Origin of the sequence: Streptomyces sp. NPDC127197, from assembly GCF_042672405.1 — a bacterium.
Taxonomy (GTDB): domain Bacteria; phylum Actinomycetota; class Actinomycetes; order Streptomycetales; family Streptomycetaceae; genus Streptomyces; species Streptomyces flavusporus.
Window position 1 is genome coordinate 15,727 of the sequence record NZ_JBHXVG010000058.1, and the last position, 20,889, is coordinate 36,615.

The 20,889-nt window shown below is 67.4% G+C and carries 19 protein-coding genes and 2 pseudogenes; 12 read left to right on the plus strand and 9 right to left on the minus strand.

What is annotated here, in order from left to right; genetic code table 11:
* The first annotated feature begins 30 nt into the window (after nucleotides 1–30).
* Nucleotides 31–798 carry an SDR family NAD(P)-dependent oxidoreductase gene (locus ACFVJQ_RS41810; protein ID WP_385790973.1) on the plus strand — a complete coding sequence of 256 codons (768 nt, stop codon included), beginning with the start codon at nucleotides 31–33 and terminating at the stop codon, nucleotides 796–798.
* 26 nt (nucleotides 799–824) lie between these two features.
* Nucleotides 825–1,196 carry a MerR family transcriptional regulator gene (locus ACFVJQ_RS41815; protein WP_385790985.1) on the plus strand — a complete coding sequence of 124 codons (372 nt, stop codon included), beginning with the start codon at nucleotides 825–827 and terminating at the stop codon, nucleotides 1,194–1,196.
* A 127-nt stretch (nucleotides 1,197–1,323) separates the two neighbouring features.
* Here the strand turns inward: ACFVJQ_RS41815 and ACFVJQ_RS41820 are convergent, their stop codons facing one another.
* Nucleotides 1,324–1,611: a recombinase family protein gene (locus ACFVJQ_RS41820; RefSeq protein ID WP_385790974.1), complete on the minus strand. Its 288-nt coding sequence runs from the start codon at nucleotides 1,609–1,611 to the stop codon at nucleotides 1,324–1,326.
* A gap of 232 nt (nucleotides 1,612–1,843) precedes the next feature.
* Between ACFVJQ_RS41820 and ACFVJQ_RS41825 the strand changes: the two genes are divergently transcribed.
* On the plus strand, nucleotides 1,844–2,509 hold the full coding sequence (locus ACFVJQ_RS41825; protein WP_385790975.1) for an ArsR/SmtB family transcription factor: 666 nt from the start codon (nucleotides 1,844–1,846) through the stop codon (nucleotides 2,507–2,509).
* On the plus strand, nucleotides 2,506–3,843 hold the full coding sequence (locus ACFVJQ_RS41830) for an MFS transporter (RefSeq protein ID WP_385790976.1): 1,338 nt from the start codon (nucleotides 2,506–2,508) through the stop codon (nucleotides 3,841–3,843). Before ACFVJQ_RS41825 ends, ACFVJQ_RS41830 begins: the two co-directional genes overlap by 4 nt.
* 72 nt (nucleotides 3,844–3,915) lie before the next feature.
* Here ACFVJQ_RS41830 and ACFVJQ_RS41835 read toward each other — a convergent pair whose 3' ends face one another.
* Nucleotides 3,916–6,957: a Tn3 family transposase gene (locus ACFVJQ_RS41835; protein ID WP_385790977.1), complete on the minus strand. Its 3,042-nt coding sequence runs from the start codon at nucleotides 6,955–6,957 to the stop codon at nucleotides 3,916–3,918.
* A gap of 258 nt (nucleotides 6,958–7,215) precedes the next feature.
* Between ACFVJQ_RS41835 and ACFVJQ_RS41840 the strand changes: the two genes are divergently transcribed.
* Nucleotides 7,216–7,845, plus strand: coding sequence for a glyoxalase (locus ACFVJQ_RS41840; protein ID WP_385790986.1), 630 nt, complete (start codon nucleotides 7,216–7,218; stop codon nucleotides 7,843–7,845).
* A gap of 59 nt (nucleotides 7,846–7,904) precedes the next feature.
* Nucleotides 7,905–8,390: pseudogene (locus ACFVJQ_RS41845) on the plus strand (iron chaperone).
* 1,116 nt (nucleotides 8,391–9,506) lie between these two features.
* Here the strand turns inward: ACFVJQ_RS41845 and ACFVJQ_RS41850 are convergent.
* Both ACFVJQ_RS41850 and ACFVJQ_RS41855 read right to left on the minus strand, forming a co-directional pair.
* Complete coding sequence (locus ACFVJQ_RS41850; protein ID WP_385790978.1) at nucleotides 9,507–10,526, minus strand: ISAs1 family transposase; 1,020 nt, start codon at nucleotides 10,524–10,526, stop codon at nucleotides 9,507–9,509.
* Between the two features lie 253 nt (nucleotides 10,527–10,779).
* Entirely contained in the window at nucleotides 10,780–11,289 is a 510-nt protein-coding gene (locus tag ACFVJQ_RS41855) for a hypothetical protein (protein ID WP_385790979.1), read from the minus strand.
* 622 nt (nucleotides 11,290–11,911) lie between these two features.
* On the opposite strand from ACFVJQ_RS41855, the gene ACFVJQ_RS41860 reads away from it, so the two are divergent.
* A complete protein-coding gene (locus ACFVJQ_RS41860) occupies nucleotides 11,912–13,252 on the plus strand; it encodes a lipase family protein (RefSeq protein WP_385790980.1) in 1,341 nt (446 codons plus the stop codon).
* A 590-nt stretch (nucleotides 13,253–13,842) separates the two neighbouring features.
* Here the strand turns inward: ACFVJQ_RS41860 and ACFVJQ_RS41865 are convergent.
* From ACFVJQ_RS41865 to ACFVJQ_RS41880, 4 genes are all read right to left on the minus strand, one after another.
* Nucleotides 13,843–14,154 (minus strand): replication initiation protein, RepL2, encoded by a 312-nt coding sequence (locus tag ACFVJQ_RS41865; RefSeq protein ID WP_385517834.1) that lies wholly within the window; start codon nucleotides 14,152–14,154, stop codon nucleotides 13,843–13,845.
* Nucleotides 14,154–14,606: a MarR family transcriptional regulator gene (locus tag ACFVJQ_RS41870; RefSeq protein WP_385517831.1), complete on the minus strand. Its 453-nt coding sequence runs from the start codon at nucleotides 14,604–14,606 to the stop codon at nucleotides 14,154–14,156. Before ACFVJQ_RS41870 ends, ACFVJQ_RS41865 begins: the two co-directional genes overlap by 1 nt.
* A 1,289-nt stretch (nucleotides 14,607–15,895) precedes the next feature.
* A complete protein-coding gene (locus ACFVJQ_RS41875) occupies nucleotides 15,896–16,399 on the minus strand; it encodes a hypothetical protein (protein ID WP_385516893.1) in 504 nt (167 codons plus the stop codon).
* The gene (locus ACFVJQ_RS41880; RefSeq protein ID WP_385516895.1) at nucleotides 16,396–16,524 is read right to left on the minus strand and encodes a hypothetical protein; all 129 of its coding nucleotides are present in this window, start codon (nucleotides 16,522–16,524) and stop codon (nucleotides 16,396–16,398) included. The genes ACFVJQ_RS41875 and ACFVJQ_RS41880 overlap by 4 nt, the downstream gene beginning before the upstream one ends.
* Before the next feature lie 139 nt (nucleotides 16,525–16,663).
* Between ACFVJQ_RS41880 and ACFVJQ_RS41885 the strand changes: the two genes are divergently transcribed.
* Nucleotides 16,664–18,064: an SMI1/KNR4 family protein gene (locus ACFVJQ_RS41885; RefSeq protein ID WP_385516896.1), complete on the plus strand. Its 1,401-nt coding sequence runs from the start codon at nucleotides 16,664–16,666 to the stop codon at nucleotides 18,062–18,064.
* Nucleotides 18,061–18,762, plus strand: coding sequence for a hypothetical protein (locus tag ACFVJQ_RS41890; protein ID WP_385790981.1), 702 nt, complete (start codon nucleotides 18,061–18,063; stop codon nucleotides 18,760–18,762). The genes ACFVJQ_RS41885 and ACFVJQ_RS41890 overlap by 4 nt, the downstream gene beginning before the upstream one ends.
* Nucleotides 18,763–18,909: 147 nt before the next feature.
* On the opposite strand, the gene ACFVJQ_RS41895 is transcribed toward ACFVJQ_RS41890, so the two are convergent.
* Complete coding sequence (locus tag ACFVJQ_RS41895) at nucleotides 18,910–19,359, minus strand: GNAT family N-acetyltransferase (RefSeq protein WP_385790982.1); 450 nt, start codon at nucleotides 19,357–19,359, stop codon at nucleotides 18,910–18,912.
* A 153-nt stretch (nucleotides 19,360–19,512) separates the two neighbouring features.
* Here ACFVJQ_RS41895 and ACFVJQ_RS41900 point away from each other — a divergent pair, with 153 nt between their 5' ends.
* The 3 genes and pseudogenes from ACFVJQ_RS41900 to ACFVJQ_RS41910 all read left to right on the plus strand — a co-directional run.
* Complete coding sequence (locus tag ACFVJQ_RS41900) at nucleotides 19,513–20,115, plus strand: transposase (protein ID WP_385790983.1); 603 nt, start codon at nucleotides 19,513–19,515, stop codon at nucleotides 20,113–20,115.
* The gene (locus ACFVJQ_RS41905) at nucleotides 20,085–20,639 is read left to right on the plus strand and encodes a transposase (protein ID WP_385790984.1); all 555 of its coding nucleotides are present in this window, start codon (nucleotides 20,085–20,087) and stop codon (nucleotides 20,637–20,639) included. The genes ACFVJQ_RS41900 and ACFVJQ_RS41905 overlap by 31 nt, the downstream gene beginning before the upstream one ends.
* A 5-nt stretch (nucleotides 20,640–20,644) precedes the next feature.
* Nucleotides 20,645–20,889: pseudogene (locus ACFVJQ_RS41910) on the plus strand (transposase); the annotation flags it as partial.

Consider the following 20,889-nt stretch of genomic DNA (forward strand, 5'->3'; position numbering starts at 1 on the left):
TGACCTTGCCGCTGGCGGCAGGGTTGGACGATGACCGGCATGAACAGCACCGCACCGCAGAACAGCAGGATCGTCGCCGTTACCGGGGCTGGCACGGGGATCGGCCGGGCCACCGCCCGCGCCTTCGCCGCCGAGGGCGCCCACGTGGTCGCGATCGGGCGGCGGGCCGAGCCGCTGAAGGAGACCGCTGCCGGGCACAGCCGGATCACACCGCTGGCCGCCGACATCACCGCCGAGGACGAGCCTGACCGGATCCTCCAGGCCGTGCTGGAAACACACGGCCGGCTGGACGTGCTGGTCAACAACGCCGGCATCGTGCGCAGTGGCGCCCTCGGGACACTGACGCCGGAGATGATCACAGCTCAGCTGGCCACCAACCTCATCGCGCCCATCCTGCTGGCCCAAGCCGCGCTGCCACTCCTCGAGACGTCGGGCGGGGTGATCGTCAATGTCAGTACGTCGGTGGGGCAGCGGGCCTGGCCGGGCAGCTCGGTCTATGCGGCGACCAAGACCGCCCTGGAGCTGCTGACCCGCAGCTGGGCGGTCGAGCTGGCACCCCGCGGGGTCCGGGTGGTTGCGGTCGCCCCCGGAGCGATCGATACCCCCATCGGTGAGCACCAGGGCCTGACGCCGGAGCGAATGGCTGCAGTGCGGGAGTGGCAGCTGGCGCACACCCCGCTGGGCCGGATCGGCCGACCCGAGGAGGTGGCCTGGGCGGTCACCCAACTCGCCGCATCCGCCGCGTCGTTCGTCACCGGAGTTGTACTCCCGGTCGACGGCGGGGCGGTCGTGGCGTGATAGAAGTGGCCCGGGAGGTGGAATGGGTGCGGATCGGTGAGCTCGCCAAGGCGACCGAGACAACCGCCCGTGCGCTGCGGCACTACGAGCAGGCCGGACTGATCTCATCCGAGCGGGCCTCCAACGGCTACCGCATCTACGACGAACTGGCGGTGGTTCGGGTCCGCAACATCCGCTACCTGCTGGCCGCCGGGCTCACCCTGGAAGACGTGCGGGTGTTCCTGCCGTGCCTGGACGGCGATGTGGCTGCCGCACCGCCCTCGGACAAGGGCCTGCGGGTCGCCTTGGAACGGCTGGCGATCCTCAACGAACGGATCACCGCCCAGGCCGAGGCCCGCGACCGGCTGGAAGCCGCGTTGCGACAGGCAACCGGTGGCCGAATCCGCCCAGTGGCCTGACCGCCCGCCTCGTCGCAGAAGTCCAGAGGAACCTGGCGTCGCTGCGCTCCCCACGACAACACACGGTGACCACGAGCCCTCACCGGCTGAGGAATACGCGACTCTCGATTACGCGAGGTCGCCAGTTTCACACCCCCTGGAGAGAGCGGCCGAGCCGGTCTAGCGACGGGACGACGAGGGTGTCACCCTCGCGCAGGTAGTCGAGGGCCTTACGCAGTTCCTCGCGTTCGGCGTTCTTGCCGGACTTCTTGTCGGCGAAGATCCGGATGCACCCTGCTTCGGTGAGTGCGTGGACCTGCCGGTCGAGCAACTGTCCCTTGGTGGACACGCGTGCGTACCCCACGAGTCCGCCGGTCCGTACGGCTGGAACCGGGGCGAGTAGATCGGCGGTGTCGTCATCTTGGGGTGGCTGCACCCGCCAGATCGTACAGAAAAGGGTGCTCCTCAAGTTCTTGAGCACATCGACTTTCTGACACCGTTTTATGGGCATGATCCGGCGTCGATCCGGCCGCGCGCAGCCACTTACCGATCTTGCTCATCAATCGGTCGATATGTGAGCAGCGGCACCTCGCAAGCGAGCTGAACCGCAAAGGGTTATTCGCGAAGGTCTCTTTGCGAATAACCCTTTGCGGACTACCGTGTGTCGCATGGCTGATGCAGTGGAGAGGCCGGATGGCCCGGACGTCGAAGAGGACTCGGTTGTCCTGGATGCCAAGGGGCTGCGCGCCCTGGCGCATCCGGTGCGCGTGCAGTTGGTCGGGTTGCTGCGGAAGTACGGCCCGTCGACGGCCACCCGCCTCGCGGAGCGACTGGGCGTGAATTCCGGTACGGCCAGCTACCACCTCCGGCAGCTCGGCGCGGCCGGTTTCGTCGAGGAGGACACCGAACGCGGCAACGCGCGAGAGCGCTGGTGGCGTTCGGTGCACCGGACGACCTGGTTCAACGATCCGGAGCTGGCCGAGCTGGAGCCCGAGGCCGCACTGGCCTACCAGCAGTCCGTCGCCGCCATCTACACCCTGCGCACGCAGCAGACCCTGAACGGGCTTCAGACGATGCCCCGCGCATGGCGGAACACCTTCGACATGAGCGACTGGGCCCTGCGGCTCACGCCCGAGGAAGCCGCCGCCCTGTACCGGGAGTTGACGGAAGTCATCGCGCGCTACCGGCGAGACGCGCCGGAGACGGCGGCAAGTGCCCCCGAGGGAGCCGAACGGGTCGCCGTGATCACGCAGATCCTGCCCGAACTGGATGCGCCTGCCGCGTCATCGCTCCCTTCCGGCCCCCAGGAAGAGGAAGGAAGCCCGACGTCATGACCGACGACGCCTCGGAGGCCGGCGGCATATCCGGCAAGAGGTCCTTACGGCCGCTGGGCGGGGTGCTGGCGGCCATGGCCGTGTCGCTGACCGGCACGCGGATCTCCGTTGTGGCACTGCCCTGGTTCGTCCTCGTCACCACCGGCAGCGCCACCCAGACCGGACTGGTCGCCTTCTGCGAGATGACTCCCTATGTGGTGGTCAAGGCGTTCACCGGTCCGCTGGTGGACCGGATCGGCCCGCGGGCTGTTTCCTGGACCACCGATCTGGCCAGCGCGACCGCCGCCGCCGCGGTTCCCCTGCTCCACGCCCTGGGCCTGCTCTCCTTTCCCCTTCTGCTGGTGCTGGTCGCGCTGATCGGCGCGGCCCGGGGACCCGGCGACCTGGCCAAGGAGGTGATGGTCCCGGAGGCGGCCGAGCGTGGCCGGGTGCCGCTGGAGCGGGCCACCGGTCTGGCCGGTGTGATCGAGCGGCTCGCCTCCACCGTCGGCCTGGCGGTCGGCGGGTCCCTGGTGGCGCTGCTCGGTCCCCTGACCGGGCTCGCCGTCAACGCGGGCTGCTTCGCCCTCGGATCGGTGATCATCAAACTCGCGTTGCCTCGTGGCATGGGGCACGCGGCTGAGGAAGCCCCCTCGCCGACCGGGGAGACAGGACCGGGCTACTGGCGGCGGTTCGGCGAGGGCTTCACCTTCCTACGCGGCGAGCCGTTGTTGCTCACCGTCATCGTCATGTGCGGCATCACCAACCTGCTGGACGCAGCGATCACCTCGGTGCTCGTTCCCGTCTGGGCCAGGGAGTCCGGCAACGGGCCGACCGCGATCGGCCTGATGGGCAGCGTGATGGGGGCCGCGGGGGTCGGCGGGAGCCTGATCGCCGCGGTGGTCGCGCACCGGCTGCGGCGGCGGGTTGTGGTTCTCACCGGGTTCCTGCTGGCCGGGGCACCGAGGTTCCTGATCCTCGCCTTCGATGCCCCGTTGGGGGTGGTACTGGCCGTCTTCGCGATCAGTGGGTTCGGTGCCGGCTTCGTCAACCCGGTGATGGGGGCTGTCCTCGTCGAGCGGGTGCCGCGCCGGATGCTGGGCCGGGTCAACGCACTCGGTGACTCGCTGGCCTGGGCCGGCATCCCTCTCGGCGGGCTCCTCGCCGGGGCGGCGGTGACCGCTGTGGGACTCGTGCCGGTGCTGCTCACCGGCGGCGCCGCGTACTTCCTCACCACGAATCTGGCTGGACTGCGGCCGGAATGGCGCGAGATAGACCGTACGCGTGGGCGGGGCGTCTTGAAGCCGCACGCCAAGGAAGACGCCTCACAAGACAGTGCGAACGCAGCGACATGACGCTTACGGGAGGGAGGTGGAAGATCTGGCTTCCTTCTCCCTCCCACCGTTCCTACTGACCTCGCCCACGCTTCACGCACGCTCAGATGACTGCTGGTCGGCGGCGTCCGTCGGAACTCGGGGACCCGGAAGTTTGACCGCAGCAAGGTCAAGGCGGGTGTCCATGTCGAGGTTGACCTCCCCGTACGGACGTACGTGTGACCAGAACAGCGGGGTCAGGCCGCGCCGGTCGGCGGGCGTGAGGAGGTCGGACCACTCCGGTTCGCCAAGGATGTCCTGGAGCATCAGGGTGTTCACGAAGACCAAGGCGGACTGCAAGATCCGCAGGCACAGCACGAACATCTCCTGCTCGTCGCGCCGGTTGGATGCGATCTCCCCGCCCTTGCCGTAGGCGATCACGGAGTTGGCGCCGTTGGAGGACTCCATGACGTTCAGGCCCTCCTCGATCTCCCGCTGGAGGTCGCGCAGCCGCAGGTAGCGGGCCACGAAGATCGTCTTTTGGGCGCGGCCGACCTCCAGCATCGCTGCGTAGGTGGGGTGGGAGGCGTTGCGGGTGAAGCGGCGCAGGATCGCCTCGGTGGACGCGGTACGGGTCCGGATCGCGGTGGCGTACTTGATCATCTGGTCGTACTGCTGGGTGATGAGTTCCCAGCGGATCGGGCGGGTAAGCGCCGGGGTCAGCTGCGGATAGGCGTCCGGCTCGCCGGCCACCGGCCGGTACAACTTCACCTTGTTGATCCGCTTGATCCTCGGCAGTAGGTCGAAGTTCAGCAGCCGCGTGATGCCGAACCCGATTTCCGACTGGCCATGCGAGTCCGTGTAGTTGGCCTCGACGTCCATGGTGGTGCCGTGCCGCATCGCGCCCTCGATCATCGCGGCGACTTCGGAGGCGGTGCAGTTGATCAGCTGGGAGTGGATGGCCAGGGACTTCTTCTCCACGTGCCAGTAGATGAGCACCCCGCGACCGCCGTAGCGCGAGTGCCACTCGGTGAACAGGTTCTGATCGTAAGCGCGCACGTGGGTGGAGTCGGAGGCGACCGCGGTCGAGCCCTGGCCCCACAACTCGGTGTTGCGGGCGGCGAAGGTGGCGTTCGCGATCTGGATGGCGATGGCGCGTGCGGCCTCGACAGACAGATAGCGGCGCCGCACGTACCGCAGCTCGTCCTCGGTGTGCCCGTGGCCGCCGGACGCCACCGCCTTGATCCCGGTGTTCGTGCCGTACGCGTAGATGACCAGCAGCAGGCGTTCGGCCAGCACCTCCAGCGAGAGGCTGCCGCCGCCGGAGACGGAGGTGACCGCGTCCAGACAGCCGGTCCGCAGCACCGCTTCCTTCAGCATGTCGACGAGCGGCACGATGCCCCAACGCCTCTGCACCTCGGCCTTGACCCTGCGCAGGTTGCGCGGCTCGGGCTGGGCCTCGGCCGCCGTGAGCCGGATCGCCCCGGACTTCCGCTCGGCGATGTCCAGCCAGGACAGCTTCGGCATCGTGTCGTTGAGCAGGGTCAGTTCGGTGGTCATCTGCTCGCGCAGCTCGTCGACGAACACCGCGGCGTCCAGCGGCTTGCGCAGCTCCCGGTAGTTCTCCGCCCGCCGGGCCTCGAAGTCCTGCGGCAGGTCCTCATCGGGGTTGCGCCACTTGTCGGCGCCGACCACCCAGATGTCCTTGCACTTGAGCTGATCGCGCAGGGCCTGGAAGGCGACGACCTCGTAGACCATGCGCACCACCCGGCGCCGGCCGCGCTTGTCGGTGCGGTGGACGACCTCGGCCCAGTCCCCGCCCATCGCCTTGTGCACGGGCACGGTCTCGCCCAGCGGGTAGTACGTGGTGTTGCCCGCCGCCGCGTACCGGGCCACCAGCGCCAGGGCCTCGATCACCGGACGGTGGGTGTGGTTGGACGAGCGGAACTCCAGCACGTCCAGCAGCTTGATCAGCCCGCGCCGGTAGTGGTTGGTGTAGGACGCCTTCAAGGTGGTCTGCACCGTGCGCCGGTAGACCGGGCCGCGGGTCTTGAACTCGTGGACCAGCTCCCGCAGCGTCTGCTCACCGCCCGACACGGCCGGGTAGACGACCTCGCGGACCGTGCCCTCCGGCTCGCCGATCGACGCCTCGGCGAGCTTGAAGAGGATGTTCTCCTTGCCCGACACCTTCTTGAACGCGTTGACCAGCTGCTCGGTGACCTTCTTCTCCGCCCGCGCCCCGATCCGGTGCACCGTGGAGATCAGCAGCTCCACCAGCGTGTCCGTGATCTCCCGCTCCCGCTCGTGCAACAGCGCGGCCAGCAGCGTCACCCGCAGCGGCAGCGGATGAGTCCGCAGGTGGGACGGGGATTCCACCGCGGCCCGCGCCCGCCACCCGGCCACCACCTTTGGCGCGACATCGGCAAACAGGTCCGTCGGCAGCCCGACAGCCCGGACCGCGAGCAGCTTGTCGATCTCGGTGAGCATCGTCTCCAGGCTCACATTGCCCGGAGCCTCCTTGATCTTCCCCAGGACCGGCGGGCCGTCCTCGCCCTCACCGGTACCGGCTTCGCCGGGTATGGCGTCGTCCTCCTGGTCGGCGCCGGCGACGAGGGCGACGATCCGCTCCGTGCTCTCCACCGTGAGCCGCGCCGAGATCCTCGCCGTCAGCGTCTCTTCGGCCACTCGCAGCGCGGCGCCCACGATCCGGTCGCACCGCCCCGGACTCGGCGGCTCAATGCTCTCCGCTCGGCAGCGGGCCAGCAGTTCCACCCGTACCTGTTCCGGCCGCCGCTCCTTGCACGCGACGTGCTCGGCAAGCCAGCCGGTCAGCTTGCCCGCGTCCGCGACGCTGCACTCACGAAAGCCCAGGTGCCCGCGGATCTGCGCGCGGTGGTACTCGACCGTCCGGCCGCTCCATTCGTACGCGTCCAGCCCGGCGGCGGGTACCTGAACCTGCCGGGCGACGAACTCCACCGCCTCGCCCGGCAGCTCGAACCGGCCCCGGGGAAACCGGCCGTACTGCGTATAGAACTTCAGCAACACGGCGAAGCCCAGTCTCGTCGCACCGCGCTTGCCGGACACGAGCCCCTGCTCGTCCTTCAACAGCGTCCAGTGCTCGACCAGGTCGTCCAGGTCCAAAGGGGTACGGGCCACGGTCGTCGATCGTCCTCTCGGGGCCTCACCCCGCGCAGCTGTACGACCCCGGACTCACCCACACGGGTGGCACCCTCGCAAGATCACCGCCGTTTGCGGCTGGTGACAGCGTTCTTACCGGCACCCCAACCACCGCCGGCTCCACGGTGAGATAGGGCACATCCCGCCCGCGGAATACGAAGCCAACTACTACCGAGCAATCACGAAACCCCAGCTCACAGCCACCAACTGAGATCTCCAACGAACCCGGGGCGGTTCATCCTTGAGGTGGCCGACCCCGAGGCTGCCCACCGCTTCTACACCGCCTTCGGAGTGGACACGCACATACGCCTGCGGGCGTCCGAGGCACACTCCACCGGATTCCGTGGCTTCACCCTGGCGCTCACGGTGTCCCGGCCGGCCACTGTCGACAGCTTCGTCGGCGCCGCCGTGGACGCCGGTGCCACGGTGCTGAAGCCCGCCGCGAAGTCGCTGTGGGGCTACGGCGGTGTCGTCCAGGCCCCGGACGGGACGATCTGGAAGGTCGCGACCTCGGCGAAGAAGGACACCGGCCCGGCCACCCGCGAGATCGACGAGATCGTCCTCCTGCTCGGCGTCGAGGACGTGAAGGCCAGCAAGCAGTTCTACATCGGCCGGGGCCTGACCGTGGCCAGAAGCTTCGGCGGCAAATACGCCGAGTTCACCTCCGGCGAGTCCAGCCCCGTCAAGCTGGCGCTGTACAAGCGCCGCGGCCTGGCCAAGGACCTCGGCGTCCCCGCCGACGGCACCGGCTCGCACCGCATCGTCCTCGGCAGCACCGCCGGCCCCTTCACCGATCCGGACGGATTCGCCTGGGAGGCCGCCGAGTCACTCGCCCCCGCGCCGTCCACGGCGCCTGCACTGTCCTGACTCACGGCCCCACACTCCCGCCCCGACCCTCCTCATTCCTGTACGAGAGGAAACCTGCCATGCAGTCCACGAAGTCGTCCGCCGAGAACTCCGGCACGACCGCTGAGCAGTACAACGGATTCACCGCCGAGGAGCGGGCCGCGATGAAGGAGCACGCGCAGGAGCAGAAGAAGGCGGCGGCGCGGCGCGGTTCGTCCCGGGTGGAGAAGGAGGCGGCAGCGGAGCGGGACGTGCTCGCTGAGATCGCCGAGATGCCGGAAGCGGACCGGACCCTCGCCGAGCGGATCCACGACATCATCAAGACCGCCGCTCCGGACCTCACGCCCAAGCTCTGATACGGGATGCCCGCGTACGCCAGAGACGGCAAGGTCCTCTGCCACTTCCAGAGCGCGCAGAAGTTCAAGTCGAGGTATGCCACGCTCGGCTTCAGCGACCAGGCGGCACTCGACGACGGCGCCATGTGGCCGACCGCCTACGCCCTGAAGGAGCTGACCGCAGCCGACGAACAGCGCATCAGCGCGCTCGTCAAGAAGGCGGTGGGCTGACAGGGCGATTTCAAAGTCGTGATGATCTTGTAGGTGGGCTGGTCACGGCGGTGAGACGATTTTGCAATCGCCCCGGCGAAGATCCCGCTTTCCTCGGGCGCCAACTCGCCTCCGCAAGGCTACGTTTCAGAGCCTGAAGCTGACGGTCTGTGATCTGCAAGGAGAAGCAGCGCTTTATCTTGACGCAGCCCCGCTACCCGTCTCAGAGGCAGCAAAGCAACTCGGCAGCCATCCGCATGTTTGTTCCCACCTAGCAGCCGCCAGATGAGCCCACTCTTATACGACGCCGTGCAGAACGGGCACTTGTTTTCAAAATAGTCAGCATCCCACTCACTGCCCATTTGGCTCTCTCTCAACTACGGGCTGCCTCACCTGGGCGCGGCGGATCCGCCACCGTTGCTCCCAGGTACGGGACGTTGAGTCTCCCCATTTCAACAGAACCCACAGCGCTTCCGCAGCCACGGGGGACAAGACGACCCAGAACGCTGCCCAGCGCCACCCTGCGAGTGCTCCGTCGGATTGCGGAGGGGCCAAGACTAGTGCGACTCCAGTACCCAGTGCGATCAGTCCCAGGGTGTAGCAATAGGAGGCGAAGAGACTTCTGCGCTGCCAGCGCTTGAGATCGATGTCTTGCTGCTGCACACATTGCGCGCGTTCCGCCGCCGAGAGCGGTGCGCCTTGCCATTGTTCAACCTCGGCCACGGAGTACAGATAGGGGCGGGCGCGGTATCCCCAATGCACCGAGAGCACGAGAAAGATCGCTGACAGCGCCAGCAGCAGCAGAGTTGGACCTGGCCACCGGAATTTCTCCACGTCTGCGGCGACCACGCCCACCAAGCCAACGTTGCCAGCGGCCAAGAGTGGCGCCGCAATGCCCGTCACGGCTTCAACGGCCCGTCCGAACCGCAGGTCGCGTGCACCCTGCCGCTCTAGCACAGACTCACCCCCTGCGTTCAGGGTAATGCAGCCCTTACTCGTGCGCCACCGACTCCGGGTTGGTCGAACTTCGCTACGCCAAGGCCGAGTTCAGTAGACACGGACCTTTCAGTGAGGCTTTTCCAGCATCGGTCTGAGCCAGGGCGATTGCACAGTCTGATGATCTTGGGTCGGTGCTGGTCAGCTGAGACCGAGGAGAGTCAGCGGCCGCTCGAAGGGGCGGAGGGACATCTCCCGCAGTCCGGCGGCGATGTTGGTGTGGCCGACGGCGCGGAGCTGGTTGACGGCGAAGCTGCGGAGGGTGGCCATGTTCTCCGGGCCGTGTCCAGTGCGGATCTTGGAGGCGTCCTCGCGGTAGGCGGTGTCGCGGACGAAGTGGAGCCGGTTCTCGATCACCCACTGCGACCTGACGATCTGCGCGATTCGTTCGGGGGAGGCTTGCCTGCTGGTCAGATCGGTGATGACGTAGACGGTCTCGCGGGCGCGCTTGCCGGTGATGACCGTGGTGCGGTGCCGCACGATCTTCGCGACCTGGACGGCGTGCGGGAAGTCCACGCCGAGGTCGGTGACGGTCAGGGCCTGCACCACCCGGGTCTCCCAGCGTCCGTGGCCGGTGGACCGGTCGTAGAACCTGGCCGTCGCCTGCTGCCAGGGCAGGGTGCGCAACTGCTCATACAGGCCCTTTTGATTCCGCTTCACGGTGAGGGCGTAGTGGGCCTTCTTGGTCTCCACCAAGAACCGGGCGTGATCGCGCTGAGTGTGCAGGGCATCGGCGGTCACGGTCATCCCGGTCAGGTCGTAGGGCGCCAGCAAGGCGGCGAAGCAGGTGATTTCGTTTGTCTTGTCCGGGACCCGCAGCTGGGTAACGGTCTGGCCGCTGCCCGTCATCGCGGCCAGCAGATGGGCCGCCGCGGTGGTGCGGTGGCGCGAGCCGCGGGCGCTCTTGCCGTCCACAGCCACCGTCCCGCTCCCGTCTGGCTCGCTTCCCAGCAGATCGGCCAAGCCGCCGGGGCAGGTGCGCAGAATGACCCGGCGGATAGTCGCCCCACTCGGCGCCACCCGCACGCCGAACACGGTGGCGGTGCGGGCCCCGAGCCGGGCCAGGGTGTCCTGCGGCGCGTCCGTGGCCCACTGCCCGATGGCCGCGAACGACTTCGCGCCGGCGACCACCGCCGAACAGGCCACCAGCAACACCGCCACAAATGGGTGACGCTTCCCGCGCCGAGCGCGCGGATCAGCCAGCGTCTGCAGCCGCGGCCCCAGCGGACCGATCGACCGATGCTGACGGGTGGGCGACTTGGTCAGGCAGACGGTGGCAGACTGGCGGCACATCGAAGCTCCGTTGAGCAAAGGCGACTTGGGAAGGTCACCTCCACAACGGAGCTTCGTTGCTGTGCGTTGCGCGCCCACCGGACACCGTCACACCGCCGTGACCAGCACACCTACAAGATCATCACGACTTTGAAATCGCCCTGGGTGGGCTGAGGCCAGCCGGGGCAGAACCAGCAGCGAAAGTGACCGAGCCGTGGAAGATGTTCACACGCTTGGCACAGCGCGTCGCCAGGGCGAGGTGCTCGTGGAGGAAACATCCGGTGCAGACCGTGACCGTCTCCACGGTCGCGAGGTCGGACAGCCCGGAATTCGCGGCGAGCGCGCTGAGGTATCCGGCCATGTCCAGTGCCTTGATCTGCGGGTCGGAGGCGCCTTCGAGGGTGTCGGGGCAGAACACGCAGCCGGTGCACTGGGAGCGCGCGTTGGAGTTGAGGGTCAGCATCCTGGTGCCGTTGCGCCAGTAGCCCAGGACCGCGTCGTCGTCTTCGATGCCGTCGACCTCGCCGACCTTCTCGCCGTTGAGCCGCAGCTCGTGTTCGTCGAGCTCGAAGGGCGAGTCGGTGCGGCCGAGCGAGAGGATCAGGTACAGCGGGGTGTCGGGGCGGGAGTCCAGCCGCAGTTGGAAGCGCATGCGGGGCCTTGGTCAGTGGGGACCGGGCGCCGGACGCGTTGAGCGCGATCAGCAGAACGTCCTCGGGATTGATGTTCCATTCGCGGGCCACCTGGCCGAGGTGGCGGACCGATGTGAGCATGGGCATGTCCCTTTCGGATGGAGGGAGTTGTCGCACTGGCAGCGGGTGATGCTGCTGGTGCGGTGGTCAGGCGGGGGCCAGGGGCAATCACCGGCCGCTTCACCGGTGCCCGGACGGAGGACCCACCAGCGTCCATACCACGAGCGAGCGAGTCCTTTCTCTGACCGCGACCGCAAGTCGAGCAGCCGCATTGACAGGAACGGCAGATAAACTCCAGGCCCAGTCCATCGTGCCGAGATGTGTCTCAAACGCATCCATGACAGGCTGGTACTTACTGGGTTCTCGCCCCACACGGCACTGTCGAAAGCGGTGGACCGGCGCGGGTCTGTAATCATCCACGTGGGAGTGGCTTATGGCGTGTGGGAGCCGGACACTGTGGACTGCGTCCAGTCCGGCGTGAGCAAGAGCGAATCCCCTAAGTTTCCGTAGGCACCACAAATGTGCGGCGCGCTGGCCGTGGGTTGACCGCTCATCCCTCTGACGCGACTCCGGGAGGCTGCCATGTACGAAAATCCCGCCAATGCACCGAGTAATAAAGACCTCCGGCCATACAAGGCTCCCTTCGAGCCCGGCGCAGGCCCGTTCGGTACGGGCGGCTTTCCCCTTTACCCTAATCTGGCGAATACCCTCGCCAAGGCTGCGAACCATCCGGATCCGGATAACGTAATTCCGCACGTGATGGCCACGTGCTCCGCATACGCCTATGCCGGATTCGGACAGAAAGGAGACCCCGAGACCGTCGCCATGATCATGGCGAGGATGGGGCTGGAGGAAAACCGCTGCCGCGTTTTCGAACAACGGGTGGGTGCGATGTACATCTCATCGGGGGCCTACCTGATACAGAGTAAGGATCACGACGTCGTGATCTTGTGCTATCGAGGCACCCAACCCGAGGACATCATCAGCATCCTGACCGATGCCGACGTGGCACCGGAGAGGATCACCGTCGACTTGGACGGACAGAAACATTACGTCCACGCCGGCTTCTACCGCAATATGCGGGCGACGCGCCATCTGGTCATGGGTGCGCTGCAGAGGGCCGCAGAAGGGTATTCCATCAACCGCGAGGACCCTGAGGAGAAGAAGGGGGACGGTTTTGAGGCGCTCTACATCACGGGACACAGCCTCGGCGGTGCCATGGCTGCGCTGATGGGCGTCACACTGATCTGCGAACCCCGATACCAAGACATCGCTAAGAAACTCAAGGCGATCTACACCTTCGGCCAGCCCATGCTCGGCAACCAGCAGTTCGCCCGGGCGTGCGAGAACAAAAAGGACACCCAGGGCGTTCGATTCCTGCGCGACAACCTGGTCAGGTACATCTACAACCGTGACGTCGTTCCGCGCCTCCCACCGCGGCCGGTCGATGAATACGCGCCGTTTGGGCGTGAGTTCCAGTTCGACAAAGAGCTGGACGCGATCGGCGCAGCCTTTTCGCTGGCGGGCGACATAGCGGACGAGGTGGTAGCCGTCCCGGGCGACTTGGTGGAAGGAGTTGGTGAGGCGTTCAATCTAACGAAAAACCCGCTTGAGAACCTGGCCAATCTGGCAGGCAACATAGTTTCATTGCCGGTCAATGTGCTGGGGCACACACTCAAGTGGGCAAATTCCCCGCTGGGACGGATGGGCGGGTGGAAAGAGCAAAAAGGCAAGGCTCGGTCGGAACAGGTTCAGAACCTGTCGGGATTTGCCATTGTCGCGCCCCTGGCGTCCCTGGCCGGCAGGCTGGACCTGACCCGTACCGTTCCCTTCAAGTACTCCTTCAAGGACCACAGCCCCAACCACTATGTCTCTGCTCTGGCCCCCGCCGGCGTGTGGAGCGAGTACGGCGGCCAGAGGTAGGTCCGCTACCGGTCTGGGCTGCGATATCGCCTGGGGAACGACACAAGGCTGCGTCGTTCTCGTAGAGCGCCTGGTTTGATGGGTGATCGGGTGGCTCAGGCCGCTTCGCGGCTGATTGTCCGGGGTGGAACGGAGGCAGGCACGGCTTCCGGTGATCATGAGATGTCGAATCCCTGATCACCACAACGGAAGACCGCGCCTGCTCACTGACCCATCGCGGCTGGTCAGGCGGCGTATCGGTACTCGTTGATCAGTCCGCCAAGGACGCATGTGCGAAAGAGTGGCTGTAGTGCCGGGCGTAAAGTCGAGGACGCGCCGAGCGTGGGTCTCATGCCAGATCAGCACGTGCTCGCCGCGGCTTGTCCGGTGGTCTTGAGCCGGGCGAGCTGCACGGTGGTGGTGAACGAGATCCGGTCGGGATCGGCCTGGCCTGGACGACCTGGTCAGCGAACTGTCCGCACAGTGACAACACAGGGCACCCCGACCGGCAAGCCCCGCCTGCCCCTAGGAGCTTGCCTGGAGGTCAAGGGGAACGTCCTGTAGACCGCACCTCATGTACGTCACGTCAATGAGGTGCGGTCTGTGGGACGTCAGGTTGCGCGGCGAAGGGGGATGACGACGTTCTCGCCCATACGCTTGGGTTCGAGCCGGTAGTACTTGATGTGCCCGATCCTCTCGGTCTCCTCGAGCCAGCCGGCTTCGATGACCTGCTTGCGGGTGCGGGAGAAAACGGGAGGGGCCATACCGACGAGCTTGGCCAGGTTGGCAGCTGTCTCGAGAACGGCGCCGGACCGGTCGGTCGGGTGCAGGGCGTACAGCATGACGACGAGACGCTGGTTGGCGGTCATGCCGGCCGTCTTCTCAAGCAGCTCGAGATTCTTCTGCTTGTCGTCGTTGCTGATCACTGGGCCTCCCACCGTGCAGGGGCGTTGTCGTCGAATCCGGGGATGTCCGGCGGGTTGCACGTCTTCACCGCTTCACGCTGCTCGATGCCCGTTCCGTGGAAGGCAATGTACGGGCTGATCCGGTAGAAGTTGTAGTTGCCGATGCGTCCTCGAACGATCAGGATGCGGTGTTTGGTCAACTTCCTGTTGATCTTCCCGACGGCGTCGGTGGACATCCCCACCCGCTTGGCGATGTCCGCTCCGGTGGCCCTCAGCGGCTCCATGCCCTCCGGCGAGACCCCGATCCACCACAGGACGAGGAATTTCTGGCTGGGGGTGAACGCCTTGGACTCGGTGATCGCCTCGACGCGCGCCTTGTCGACCTGTGTGTGCCTGCCGGAGAAGGCGTATGGCGCATAGGGGACCGGCTCGCCTGTGTCGGCGTCAACCAGTCTGCGTACTGCTCCCAACGGGCCCTCCGTGCAAGAGGATTGATTGATGGTTCACAAGGGACGGCTGTAAGGCCGACCAGATGAACTTAACGTACATGAGCAGGAAGTCAATCAACTGCGCCTGTCGGCCGTGTCGCCTGCTGCCACGCTCAGCGATCACGCTGTCCGGCCGCGGCTGCTCTGGCGCGGGCTTATGTACGTCACGTCAATCTGGTGCGGCTGGAGGATCGTGGTACCCGGATCGTGGAGTCGCGGTAGCAGACCATCCAATCGCTGTCCCAGTTCAGTAGGTCGTGGTGTGCGATTCCTGGGACGGTGTGGCACGACCGAGAGATCTGTGCACTCAGGTCTGCGGATCGTCCTCTACGGTCAACTGATCTGCCTGCCAGTTCCTTCGATCTTGGTTCCCGGAGGTGTTTTCGCAGGTCAAAGGCTATCTGGCCGGTGCGCTCTCTTCTCGTAGCAGGAGCCGCACCAGGCATCCCACTGCGCAGCAACCCCCCACCTTGCTCCCCACCCCAGCCAACACCGCGCTCGCCCCAGTCATCACCTTGCGACAACGTTCAACGGCGGGACCAACGAAGCTCAGCCCGCCGCCCGCACCCAGGTCCAGCCCGCAGCCGACACTGAACCGAGCATGTTGAGGTTGTCCGACGACGGACCCCCGCACACACACCCCGCCGCTTTCCGGCGCGCATGGCCTGGGCCACGACGAAACGGATTCGCGCCGGGAAGTGGTGGGGCAGCGGGGTCCAGGGGCCGGCGAAGGCCCCTGGTACCACGCAGCCGAGCCACCCTCGTGTTCCCACGTGTGCCAGTGGTCCCCCTATGGGCTGTCGCCCATATGAACGTGGGCTTCTGTGACCCGCGCTTGAGCACTCACTGGCACCGTCAAGAGAGCTCTGCGCCGCGTGCAGACGATGGACTGGATTCGTCGTCGGCGCGTCGGTTCTGCAGGGGAAGCACCGGGTCAGCCTCTGTTGTCGTAGTCATCCGCTTCACCAGTGCCCACCACTGGGACTTCTGGCGGGACTGATCCGTCCCTCATTTGGGAAATGATCACCCATCTGGTGGGAAGCGATCTTCATTCGCCTCTGGAGTGCCTGGTCAGGGGTGCTCGTGAACAGCCCCAGACCGCAAGGCCGGGCGGGAGTGACCGAAACACGGGGCTGGCAACGCGTCGGCGGCACCACTGTCCGCTATGACGACCGACGGTGTCCCCGCCGGGCCTGCGAGGCTGGTTCGTCCGCAGACGCCTGCCCGCCCACCGGCCTGGCCGGTGGGCGGGCAGGCGGGGTCAACTGTTTTCAGTGTGTGCGGACTGACGCCCCGTAGCCATCGGTCTGGCGGAGCACCGTCACCTCCTGGGCGGGTGCCGGCCAGGCCTGGATGAGGTACCACTCGGTGACCTCGTCGGGGGCCAGGTCGACGGCGGTGTCCCGGCCGCGGGCGTGGACGCGCAGCCGGTAGTCGCCGGGACCGTTGAACGACAGGACGGGGAGCTCTTCGTCCAGGTCGTCCATCATGCCGCGGACCATGAGCTCCCCGGACGCGGAGTGCGCAGAGATTTCCACGATCTCCTGCCAGTTACCGTCCACGGGCGCGGGCTCGGCTTCGTGGAGGGTGACGGTCACGTCGACGTCGCCGGTGTGGATGCCGGTCATGACGATGATGGCGCCGTCGGCGACCCTTACGAGTCCGTTGTGCCTGCGGTCCAGGTCAGGGCTGGCTGGCCCGTCCTCGTCACTGATGTCGAACTGGTGGTACTGGACGGGGACGCTGCCGCTGCCCCGTTCGACCTCGCTGCTCATCTGGCGTCGACTCCGTCGAACACCGGGGGTTCCGCGTGGAGCGGGGATCCGCCGTCCGTCTCCTCCAGCGACTGCACCACCGCTGCGGCTTTCGGTGCGCGGAAGTAGTCGGTCAGAACACCCATCGCTCTTCTCTTGGTCTCCGTGTCTCGGGAGGCAGTAGATCAGACGGAGCGGCAGTGTCAGTGGCCGGTCCTAGGATCGCGTCGCACGCAGTGATCAGGAGTGCTGCCGGCCAACCAACCGACCGAGCGGAGAGCGCCGTTGTCCTCGATACATGACTTCGCGACCTGGGAGCCGCTGCTGCGGCTGGTGCGGGATTCCCACGCGGAGCAGCTTGCCGCGCCGGGTGGTTGCTTCACGGGCCAGATCAGTCTCGGCAGTTGGACCCTGCCCGCGCAACAGCCGCGCCCGGTGCCAGGGCGAGCCTTGCAAGTGGCAGACATGCAGGACCAGTTCACCGCCGTGGAACGGGTCCAGGCCGCCCTCAGGGCCGACGGCGCGAGCGGCGTTTCGTACATGGTCGAGACGGCGCCGGACGGGAAGACCGTGCTCCATGTCATCGACGCGGGGCCCGCCGTGGAGCACGGCGTCAGGAGCCCTTTCGTGGGAGCCCTGCTCCTGGTCGAGGGCGCCGTTCCCGAGCCCTGGCGGCGCCTGCCCGAGGAGGTCCCGGGCGCGGCGCCGGCGCCGTCGGCGGACCCGGCGCTGCTGGAGCGGACCCTTCGCGAGCGGCTCCCCGACGCCATCGGTGCCACCGAGGAGGAGATAGCCGCAGCGGAGGCGCGCCTTGGTGTCACGCTGCCCGACGAGCTCAAGGCCCTCTACCGCGTCACCCGTGCGCGGTGGCAGGACTGGAGCGGCGACTACGCGGCGCAGGAACGCGTCAGCAAAGCGGTCGGCTGTGAGCTCTTCCCCCTGGACGGGCTCTACATCGCGGACGCCCGGTCCCGTCCCTGCCCTTGGCAGTTCGCCGCCAAGGACGCGGTCGTCACCGCACCGGACGCCGCCGTGCAGGGCCTTGTCGGCTCGCCCGGCTGGATCGCCTTTGGCGACAACGGCGGCGGCGACCGGCTGGCCCTCGACCTGACACCGGGCCCGGGCGGACACGCCGGGCAGGTCATCATGATCGACCACGAGCGGAGCATCGGGGCCGCACTGCGCGCCGACTCCCTCACCGACATGGTGGTCAACCACCGCGACGACTGGCGCTCGGACGATGACTGGAACCGTCCGCCGGTGGTGGCCCAGGTGAGCACCCACAGCCCGGGCGGCATGGTGGCCGCCGCCCGGCCCGAGCTGGAGGTGCTCCGGATCGGTGGTCGGAAGGGCGAGCCGGTCGGCCTCGCCCCGGTCGCCGGCCTTCCCCGCCTGCGGACGCTCACCGCCTCCCCGGGCACGCTGGCCGATCCCCTGGAGATCGCCGGGCTGACGGGTCTGGAGTACCTGAGCCTCGGCCCCGAGGAGTGGCGCGTCCTGCTCGACGCGGGCGCCGTCCCCCGGAGCCTGTCGGCCGCCGCCATCGATGTGCAGGGCGAACAGCACCCGCTGCCGGTCCTCGACCTCGCCAACGAGCTCCTCGCCCTGTGGGACCGCCCCCTGATCACCCGGACCGTCCTCGAAGGCGACCTGGACGCCGACCGGACGGCCGGGGGCACCCGGTGAGCGACGGCGGAGTGGAGGAGATGTGGGCGCCGCTGCCCGCGTACAGGGTCGAGACCGGTACCGAACCGCTGGACCGGCCGGCCCGGAACTCGTTGGGCGGGTGGCCCTACTTCGACGACGACCAGGAGTGGCCGCGTTGCTTCTGCGGCGAGCGGATGGCCCTGTTCTTCCAACTGGACCTGCCGGACGACATCGAGTTCTTCGGCGGAGAACACCTGTCGGTCTTCCACTGCGCCCACCACAACGACGCGTCCGACCCGGTGACGGCCGACGGCCGCCTCGTGCCCCGGTTCTGGGAGGCTCCGCAGCCGCCGTTCCCGGGCTCGTTCTGGCGGGTGCTGCTCCAGCGTGACCCGGGGGTGCCGGAAGCGGAGCCCGAACCGGCCGTGCGCGCTCTGCCCCTGACCCTGCGGCCCTTCGTGGACGCGCACGGGCCGTTCGACGTGCATTTCAAGGTGGGTGGTACGGCGGCCTGGGCGCAGTGGCCCGAGCAGTATTGGTGCGCGTGCGGCACGGAGATGGCGTTCCTCTGCCAGGTACCCGAGTACCAGGAGTTCGGCGTCCACCCCGGGGCCCCGGTGCAGCCCTACAGCATCCGGGACGACGCCTACCTCCTGTTCCTCGGCAACGAGGTCTACCTGCTGGCCTGCCCGGCGCGTTGCGATCCGGCGGCCGTCTTTCCGGTGAACCAGCACTGACGCCGGGTCGCCGGGGCGCGTGCCGAAAGCAGATCCTGACCATGGGACGATCTTGGTTCGCGGCACATGGAGATCTGACGGACGAACCATGGGCTGTGCTGGAAGCGTCGTTGCCGAGGGGTGAGAAGTCCGGCCGGCCGCGCCTGGTCAGACGGTGGTGAACCGCAGCTCCGGGCGCTCCCACGCGACCTTCGGCGGCGACGGGGCGACCGTCCCCACCCGCTCGGCGCCCAGGCGCCGGTAGAACTCCTCGGCTGGGGGATGAGAGACCACGCGGACGTCAGTCAGACCGGCCTCCCTGGCCTGGCCGACCATGTGCTCGATGAGGAGCCGGCCGATGCCCCTTCCCTGTGCGCTGTCCGCCACGAACGCCAGGTCCAGCTCCGGTGGTTCCAGCACCAGGGCGTAGAAGCCCAGCGGCCGCCCGACCGCATCGACGGCCACGAAAACCCGGTGCCGGGCGATGTAGTCGGCGGTGACTCGGTAACCGGAGATGATCGAGGCGTACTTCCCCCGGTAGGCGCCGGACTCCTGGATCAGTCTGGTGAGGCGCTCCGCATCCTGCGCGACTGCGCGCCTGATCGTCATGGACTGCATCCGTTGCCGTATAGGAGCGAATACCACGAGGGCCCATTACCTGCCCGGCTTTGATCCACTTTCGGAACGCGTCCTAGTGCTGAATTCCGCTTTTGGTGGGTATAGCTGCTGGTAGCGGGGTGGTTTCGGGTACTCGGGGGCGGGTGCTGGGTCATGGTGCTGCGGGCGCGGCTGGGCCGTGACGAGGGCGAGCAAGCGGTGGTTCGCCGCCTGGCGTCGGCGAGAAAAGCGCCGAAGGTTGTGGTGGAGCGATGCCGGATGGTGGAACTGAGCTGGGACGGCTGGCTGGTCCCGCAGATCGCCGACGAGCTGAGGTGCAGTCAGAAGACGGTGCGCCGCTGGCTGCACCGCTTCAACCGCGCGGGACTGGAGGGTCTGGAGGATCTGGGCGGACAGGGCCGCAAACGACGGATCACCGAGGCCGAACGCTCCCGGATCATCGGCCTGGTCAAGCAGACCCCGCCCGGGCGTCTCGAGGTCCAGCCGTCGAATGAGATGTGGGCGCCGGATGAGACCGGGCCGGCGGAATGGACCCTGGACGCCCTGGCCGCCGCCGCCCAGGAGCTGGGCATCCAGGTGGGCCGTTCCCAGGTGCGCAGGATCTTGCTGGCCGAGGGGGTGCGCTGGCGCCGAACCCGCTCCTGGACCCGGTCGAAGGACCCCGCCTTCGAGGGAAAAGGACCAGGATCATCGAGCTCTACACCAGCCCGCCCGACGGTGCGACCGTGGTCTGCGCCGACGAACTCGGACCGGTGATCCCCCGCACCTTCCCGCCGGCACCGGGCTGGTCACCGGACGGGCACCGCATCAAGAACGAGATCGACTACTCCCGCGGCCCGGAGAAAACCTGGGTCTACGGAGCCTTACGTCCCCGGGACGGCCACGAGGTCACGATGACGGCCACCTCCCGCAACAGCGCCTTCTACCAGCAGTTCCTCCAACTGGTCGAGGAGGCCAACCCGCACGGGGACATCTACGTGATCACCGACAACCTCTCCTCGCACAACAGCGTGTCCACCCGGGCGTGGCTGGAGGACCACCCCCGCATCACACATATGTTCATCCCGGTCGGCGCCTGCTGGCTCAACCTCCAAGAAGGCTGGTGGCGCATCTTCCGCAAGACCGCACTCACCGGGCGCTCCTTCGGCGACTGCGACCACATCACTCATGCCACCCGCGTCGCCACCGACCAGCTCAACTCCCGTGCCCGGCCCTGGATCTGGGGCAGACCCGCACCACCCACCAGGCGCTTACGCCGCCGCTATGTGTACATCGTTTGAGGAGCGCAGCAATAGGCGCACTGCCTCTGGCCGTGGCCCGCGACGCGGGCTGCCGCATCGCCTGCCTGCCCGGCCTGACAATGTGGCGGATCGCCGACCTCTACCCGGGAGAGGCCAAGACCGACGCCCGCGACGCGCACGTCATCGCGGACGCAGCCCGCACCATGCCGCACACGCTGCGGGCCGTCGAACCGGCCGACGAGACCGTGGCCGAGCTGGAGATGCTCACTGGGTTCGACGACGACCTGGC